The sequence below is a fragment of the Pseudoalteromonas sp. P1-26 genome, from assembly GCF_001401795.1.
Classification (GTDB): Bacteria; Pseudomonadota; Gammaproteobacteria; order Enterobacterales; family Alteromonadaceae; genus Pseudoalteromonas.
Genome location: NZ_LKDX01000083.1, coordinates 1 through 6,754, shown reverse-complemented (window position 1 = coordinate 6,754; position 6,754 = coordinate 1). Strand labels below are relative to the sequence as shown.

Annotated in this window: 3 protein-coding genes; all 3 read left to right on the top strand. The window is 44.4% G+C overall.

The window, feature by feature from the left end; translation table 11 throughout:
* Positions 1–105 precede the first annotated feature (105 nt).
* The gene (locus AN394_RS20620; RefSeq protein WP_055022444.1) at positions 106–1,533 is read left to right on the top strand and encodes an NAD-dependent succinate-semialdehyde dehydrogenase; all 1,428 of its coding nucleotides are present in this window, start codon (positions 106–108) and stop codon (positions 1,531–1,533) included.
* 238 nt (positions 1,534–1,771) lie between these two features.
* Positions 1,772–4,420, top strand: a complete 2,649-nt coding sequence (locus AN394_RS20615) for a family 20 glycosylhydrolase (RefSeq protein ID WP_055022443.1) — start codon at positions 1,772–1,774, stop codon at positions 4,418–4,420.
* A gap of 489 nt (positions 4,421–4,909) precedes the next feature.
* Positions 4,910–6,196, top strand: coding sequence for an N-acetylglucosamine MFS transporter NagP (nagP, locus tag AN394_RS20605; protein WP_095209730.1), 1,287 nt, complete (start codon positions 4,910–4,912; stop codon positions 6,194–6,196).
* Positions 6,197–6,754: the final 558 nt, after the last annotated feature.

Here is a 6,754-nt window from a genome sequence, read left to right as displayed (position 1 = left end):
TAGCTGATAGCTGATAGCTGATAGCTGATAGCTGATAGCTGATAGCTGATAGCTGATAGCTGATAGCTGATAGCTGATAGCTGATAGCTTTTACTTGGAGGTTCTATGTCTGATTTGGTTTTTTCTGATTCGTTTATCGACGGTGACTTTTACTCTACGAGCCAGCGTTTTAGTGTAGATAACCCCGCAACTGGACAAGCAATTACGCAGGTCTCTAATATTGATGAGGCTGGCGTTGAGCAAGCAATAAAAAGTGCTGACGAGGCATTTAGCAAATTAAAGCAAACAACCGCAACCGAGCGTAGTGAAACGTTACGCCGTTGGTATGAGTTGGTTATTGAGCATAAGCAACAGCTTGCTGAGTTAATGACTAAAGAGCAGGGTAAGCCTTTAAAAGAAGCCTTGGGCGAAGTGGAATACGGTGCAGGCTTTATTAAATGGTTTAGTGAAGAAGCAAAGCGCAGTTATGGCGACACAATTCCTGCTACTGACAGCAAGCATCGTTTAAGAACGATAAAACAGCCAATCGGTGTGGTGGCTGGTATTACCCCTTGGAATTTCCCGATTGCCATGATCACCCGTAAAGTGGCACCCGCTTATGCCGCGGGTTGTAGTTTTGTGATTAAACCTTCGGAGCATACGCCATTATGCGCTATTGCCTTAGCCTACCTTGCTGATAAAGCAGGGTTTGTAAAAGGTGCGCTGAACGTAGTGGTCTCTGAAAACGCAAAAATGGTGGGTGAGATCATGACCGAGTCGGAGCGTGTCCGTAAGTTCACATTCACAGGCTCAACCGGTGTAGGTAAGCAGTTACTATCGCAGTGCGCCTCAACCATTAAACAAACATCGATGGAACTTGGCGGTAATGCCCCGTTTATTATTTTTGATAATGCCGACTTAGATGAAGCTGTTGCAGGCCTTATGGGGGCTAAATTCAGAAACGCAGGGCAAACTTGTGTCGCCGCAAACCGAATTTTTGTTCAGCGTTCAGTGCTTGAAACGGTACTCGAAAAACTCACTGACAAAGTAGCTGAGTTAAAGGTAGGTAATGGTCTTGATGACGGGGTAGATATTGGCCCATTAATTTACCCTAAAGCAAAAGAGAAAGTACAAACACTTGTGCAAGATGCGGTTGATAAAGGGGCGTCGTTAATTGGTGACAACAGCGAACTTGAAGGTAGCTTTCAAGCGCCATTAATTTTAACTGATGTGACCCCTGAGATGGATATCTATCATGATGAAGTGTTTGGCCCTGTAGTCAGCATAATCGCCTTTGATGATGAGCAAGAAGTACTTCAGCTTGCGAACGACGTACCTTACGGTTTAGCTGCGTATTTTTATAGTGAAAACATCAAGCAAGTTTATCGCGTAAGCGAAGCACTCGAATACGGCATGATTGGTATTAACGAAGGCCTCATCTCAAACCCAGTAGCGCCTTTTGGCGGCGTTAAACAGTCTGGCTTAGGCCGAGAAGGCGGTCACCAAGGGTTAGATGAGTATCTAGAAGAGAAGTATCTTTGTGTTAAGGTTTGAGCCGTCAGCCGTCAGCCGTCAGCCGTCAGCCGTCAGCCGTCAGCCGTCAGCCGTCAGCCTGATAGCTGATAGCTGATAGCTGATAGCTGATAGCTGATAGCTAACTCCTTGCCTTTATTTTTCACAAAATGATAGCGCTGTCATTTTAGTTTTTATATGATAGGAACGAATTATTAACAAAAATGAAAAATAGTACGCAGAAATACCGTACACTCAGGGCTTAAACGAGGAGAAAGTAATGGATTTTAAGAAGTCACTATTCGCGGTAATGCTAGCGACTGCGCCTTTAATGGCTAGTGCAGCATTAACTCAATCGCAAGTTGATCAGTTTGCGAAAGGTACCGAACTGCTGTTTTCGGTAGAAGATAACTTTCGTAATAAAGATGCGGGCTTTTTAGGAAAAATTACCCTCAATAATGGCTCTGATGTGGCGTTGCCTGCAGGCGAGAGCGACTGGCAGCTTTATATTCACTCTGTTCGTAAAATCTCAACCGAGCATGTTGCGGGCCTAAACATAGAGCACGTTAATGGTGACCTTCATCGCATCGTACCAACGAGCTCTTTTAAAGGCTTAGCCGCAGGTGAAAGTTTAGAGTTGCCGTTTGATGCGCAAGTATGGATTGTTGCTTACAGTGACTTTATGCCACGGGCATTTTTTGTTTCGGGTAAGAATAAACCAGCCGTATTTGCCAACACCGACACTGAAGACTTTAAACAGTTTGTGACGCCATTTACCCGTGAAAATCAGTTACGCCGTTACAATGAGCCAAAAGATTTATCGGTTTTAGCAACGGCAAAAGTACGTTTCGAGCGTAATAGCACTGACAAGGTGTCGGTTAGTAAAGAGGATGCTTTAAAGCGTATTATCCCTAAGCCTCGTAAAGTCGATTTTAATCGAGGTAGCGCGACGCTAAACAATAATTGGCAAATCAGTTATCAAGGCCAGCTTAAGCACGAAGTTATGGTGTTTATGCAAGACTTACAAGATGACTATGGCATTAGCCTTAAAGCACAGCCTGATCATATCGATGTCGGCAAAGACAAAGTAATTCGCTTAAAAGTTGACCCTAAACTCAATAATGCAAAAGCTGAAAGCTACACTCTAGAGATTGATGATGAAGTGATCACCATCGTAGGTAGCGATAACGCCGGTGTGTTTTATGCGATGCAAAGCTTATTGAACCTCATTCCTGCAAATAGCCAAGGCAGTGCCAGCTTACCGCAGTTAGAACTTGAAGACTCACCGCGTTATGGTTGGCGTGGTATGCATTACGATAATGGTCGTAACTATCATGGCAAAGAAGCCATGTTCAAGCTGGTTGAGCAAATGGCTCGCTATAAAATGAATAAGCTACACTGGCACTTTTCAGAAGATGAAGGTTGGCGACTTGAGATCCCTGGTTTACCAGAGCTCACAGACGTTGGCGGCTATCGCTGCTTTGATTTAGAAGAGCGCGAGTGCTTATTAACTCAGCTTGGCACAGGGCCATTTAAATCAGGCTCTGGCAACGGTTATTTGAAACGTGATGAGTTTGTTGAGCTATTAAAGTTTGCGAAAGACCGCCACATTCAAATCATCCCTGAAGTTGAAGGCCCTGGCCATGCTCGTGCCTCAATCAAAGCGATGGAAGCGCGTTATCACAACATGTTAGAAGAAGCTGAGAAAGCCGCTAAAAACAACATTAAAACGCGCTCTGCAAATAAAGAAATTCAACACATAGATATGGGACCAGCAACGCAATACTTGCTTACTGATCCAAAAGATACCTCTGTGTACATGACGGTACAAAACTACAAAGATAACTCAATGAATGTGTGTATGGACTCTACCTACGCATTTTTAGATAAAGTAACTTATGAACTTCAGCAGATGTATCGCGAAGCAGGTGTGCAGTTAAAGAACCTGCATATTGGTGGTGATGAAGTCGGTGCTGGTTCATGGATAGGCTCGCCAATCTGTCAGGCGTTATTTGCTGATCCTAATAACGGTGTAGCTGGCCCGGCTGATTTAAAACCTTATTTCACACAGCGTGTTGCAACCTTACTTGAAAAACGCGGTATTTCTCCGGGTATTTGGGAAGATGGCATCATGTATGACCGCGAAAATTCGTTTAAACGTGATGAGTTCCCTAACAAAACTTTTACCGTTAATACTTGGGATAACATTTGGGAATGGGGTGTTGCCGATAGAGCATACCGCCTAGCAAATGCCGGTTACCAAGTGGTGCTATCACACGGTACGCATTTGTATTTTGATCACCCATACGAAGCAAGCCCTGAAGAGCGTGGTTATTACTGGGCAACTCGTTACACAGATACTAAAAAAGCCTTTAATTACATGCCAGATGACGTGTATGCCAATGCCGACTACACCCGCACTCGTGAGCCAATTGTTAATTTAGAAGCGTTGGTGGGCCGCCCGTTACCTAAACTTGAAAAGCCAGAGAATATTTTGGGTATGCAAGGTCAGGTATGGTCAGAAACAATCCGTACTGAAGAGCAAGTATTAGCAATGATCTTCCCGCGTATTTTGTCAGTGGCAGAGCGCGCATGGCATAAAGCCGATTGGGAAGGCGAAAACGTCGATAGTAAAAAACAAGCAAAAGACTGGGCTGAGTTCTCAAGTGCAGTCGGTTTAAAAGAGCTTGATAAGTTAGCCAAAGATGGCATTGATCTGCATTTACCGGTACCAGGCGGTGTGATTGAAAATGGTAAGTTGTATGCCAACAGCGCATTTGCTTATTTGAGCATTGAATACAGCCTAGACAACGGCCAAAGCTGGCAAACTTACGTTGGGCCTGTGAAGGTTGATAACAATGCAAAAGTTGCTTTACGCACCCGCTTAAACGCACAGCAAACCAGTCGCGTCACAGTTGTTGGTGAGTAGTGCTTTGTGATGAATAAATGTGACGCCTACAGCAAAGTGTAGGCGTCATTTTTGCTTGCGCGTCTGACTAAAATCTGGCTGCCTAAAAACTTCGCGCGAAATAAATTTCACGTCTACAATACCCCGCACCCCGCACCTCGCACCTCGCACCTCGCATCTCGCACCTCGCATCTCACACCTCGCATCTCGTATCTCGTATCTCGCATCTCGCATCTCGCATCCCGCACCTCGCACCTCGTAGGCGTCACGCTTGCTTGGCGCGTTTTGCATTCAACACCTATCTGAAGGGGGAATGTATTGCAACCAAACAACACTGTTCGGCTCAAAACTGACAGCTGAAAGCTGACGGCTCCTAGACACCACTTAAAAGAAATATGTCAGCGCTGTCATTTTTGTTGCGATAGTGTTATAAATATTTAATATCTCTTTTATATAATCATCTGAATCAGCAGCGCTGTAGAGTCGAGCTGTGCTGTTATGGGAAATGTTATGTCTGAAATGAATAAACAAAGCAGTGTTGTGCCTATGGCGATTGTTGCCACGCTGTTTTTTATACTGGGTTTTGCTACATGGTTAAATGGTTCACTGATGCCATTTTTACAGCAAATTTTGCAGCTTTCACCGTTTCAGGCATCGCTGATTATTTTCTCTTTTTATATTGCTGTGACTTTTACGGCTCTACCTTCGGCGATGATCATCAGAAAGGTAGGTTATAAAAACGGTATGGCGCTGGGTATGGCGACCATGATGGTGGCAGGTTTACTGTTTATTCCTGCTGCAAAAACGCAAATTTTTGCACTGTTTTTATTCGCGCAGCTTGTTATGGGGGCTGGGCAAACATTGCTGCAAACAGCGGTTAACCCATACGTAGTAAGAATTGGCCCCGAAGAATCAGCCGCGGCTCGCGTTAGTATTATGGGTATATTAAATAAAGGTGCTGGAGTTGTAGCACCAATCGTGTTTACCGCACTGATACTCAGCGATTTTAAAGGTTTTGTAGGTAAAGAACTTAGCCAAACTGATATTGATGCGATGGCCAATGGCTTAATTTTACCGTATTTAGGGATGGCTATTTTTATTGGTATACTCGGCTTTGCAGTTACTAAAATGCCATTACCAGAGTTAATAGATGACGATGTTGATGAACAAAAACCGGGGCAGGTAAAAGAAGCGCTGAGCCATCCGAGTCTTGCCTTAGGGATTGTGGCACTTTTTGTTTATGTAGCTGTTGAAGTAATTGCAGGTGATACGATTGGTAGCTTTGCGTTGTCGTTAGGTGTTGAAAAATACAGTGTTATGACATCATACACCATGGGCTGTATGGTACTAGGTTACTTTTTAGGGATTTTACTTATCCCAAGAGTGTTATCGCAGCAAACAGCGCTGACAATTTCAGCGGTATTGGGTTGTGTGTTAACTCTAGCGATTGTTACAGGTAGCAATGAAACTGTATTTATATCAACATTATTTGGCCTAAAATCGGTACTGCCTGATACCTTATTGCTCATTGCTGTGCTAGGCTTTGCTAATGCCATTGTATGGCCGGCAGTTTGGCCGTTAGCATTATCTGGTTTAGGCAAGCTAACTAGTGTAGGCTCTGGTCTGCTCGTTATGGGTATTGCTGGTGGAGCGTTCGGTCCATTATTTTGGGGCTTAGCAAGTGGCGGCGTAAAAAGCGCAGAAGCACAACAAATGGCTTATATTGTGATGTTGCCTTGTTATTTATTCATACTTTTCTATGCTGTTAAAGGTCATAAGATGAAAAGTTGGAAGTAATTATGAGTTTGAGGTTGGGTGAAAAGCGCACCGCCTTGAACTTTGAAAAGCATTTCTAGTAAATAGAAATAATCCCGTGTGTAATGCCACCGAAAGGTGGCATTTTTTTGTTTGGGGTTTGAAAAAATAAGGCGCTAGGTATTAGGGGGTAGGTGCTAGGTATTAGGGGGTAGGTGCTAGGTATTAGGGGGTAGGTGCTAGGTATTAGGGGGTAGGTGCTAGGTGCTAGGCTTTCTCGCGAAATAAATTTCACGCCTACAATACCTCGCACCTCGCACCTCGCACCTCGCATCTCTTGTCTCGTGGGAACGGCTTTAGCCGTGAATTATCCTAAAGACTTCGGCACTAAAGTACCTCCTGCATCGTAGGCGTCACGCTTGCTTGGCGCGCCTCAAACACGGCACTGCTGTTTATATTTCGCGCGAAATAAATTTCACGCCTACAATATCTCGCACCTCGCACCTCGTACCTCGCACCTCGCACCTCTTGTCTCGTAGGAAGGGCTTTAGCCGTGAATTATCTTAGAGACTTCGGCACTAAAGTACCTCCTACATCGTA

Bases quoted from the DNA above. Each gene is read 5' to 3' on its own strand.
- AN394_RS20620 (WP_055022444.1), top strand. From the start codon at position 106: ATGTCTGATTTGGTTTTTTCTGATTCGTTTATCGACGGTGACTTTTAC.
- AN394_RS20615 (WP_055022443.1), top strand. From the start codon at position 1,772: ATGGATTTTAAGAAGTCACTATTCGCGGTAATGCTAGCGACTGCGCCT.
- nagP (WP_095209730.1), top strand. From the start codon at position 4,910: ATGTCTGAAATGAATAAACAAAGCAGTGTTGTGCCTATGGCGATTGTT.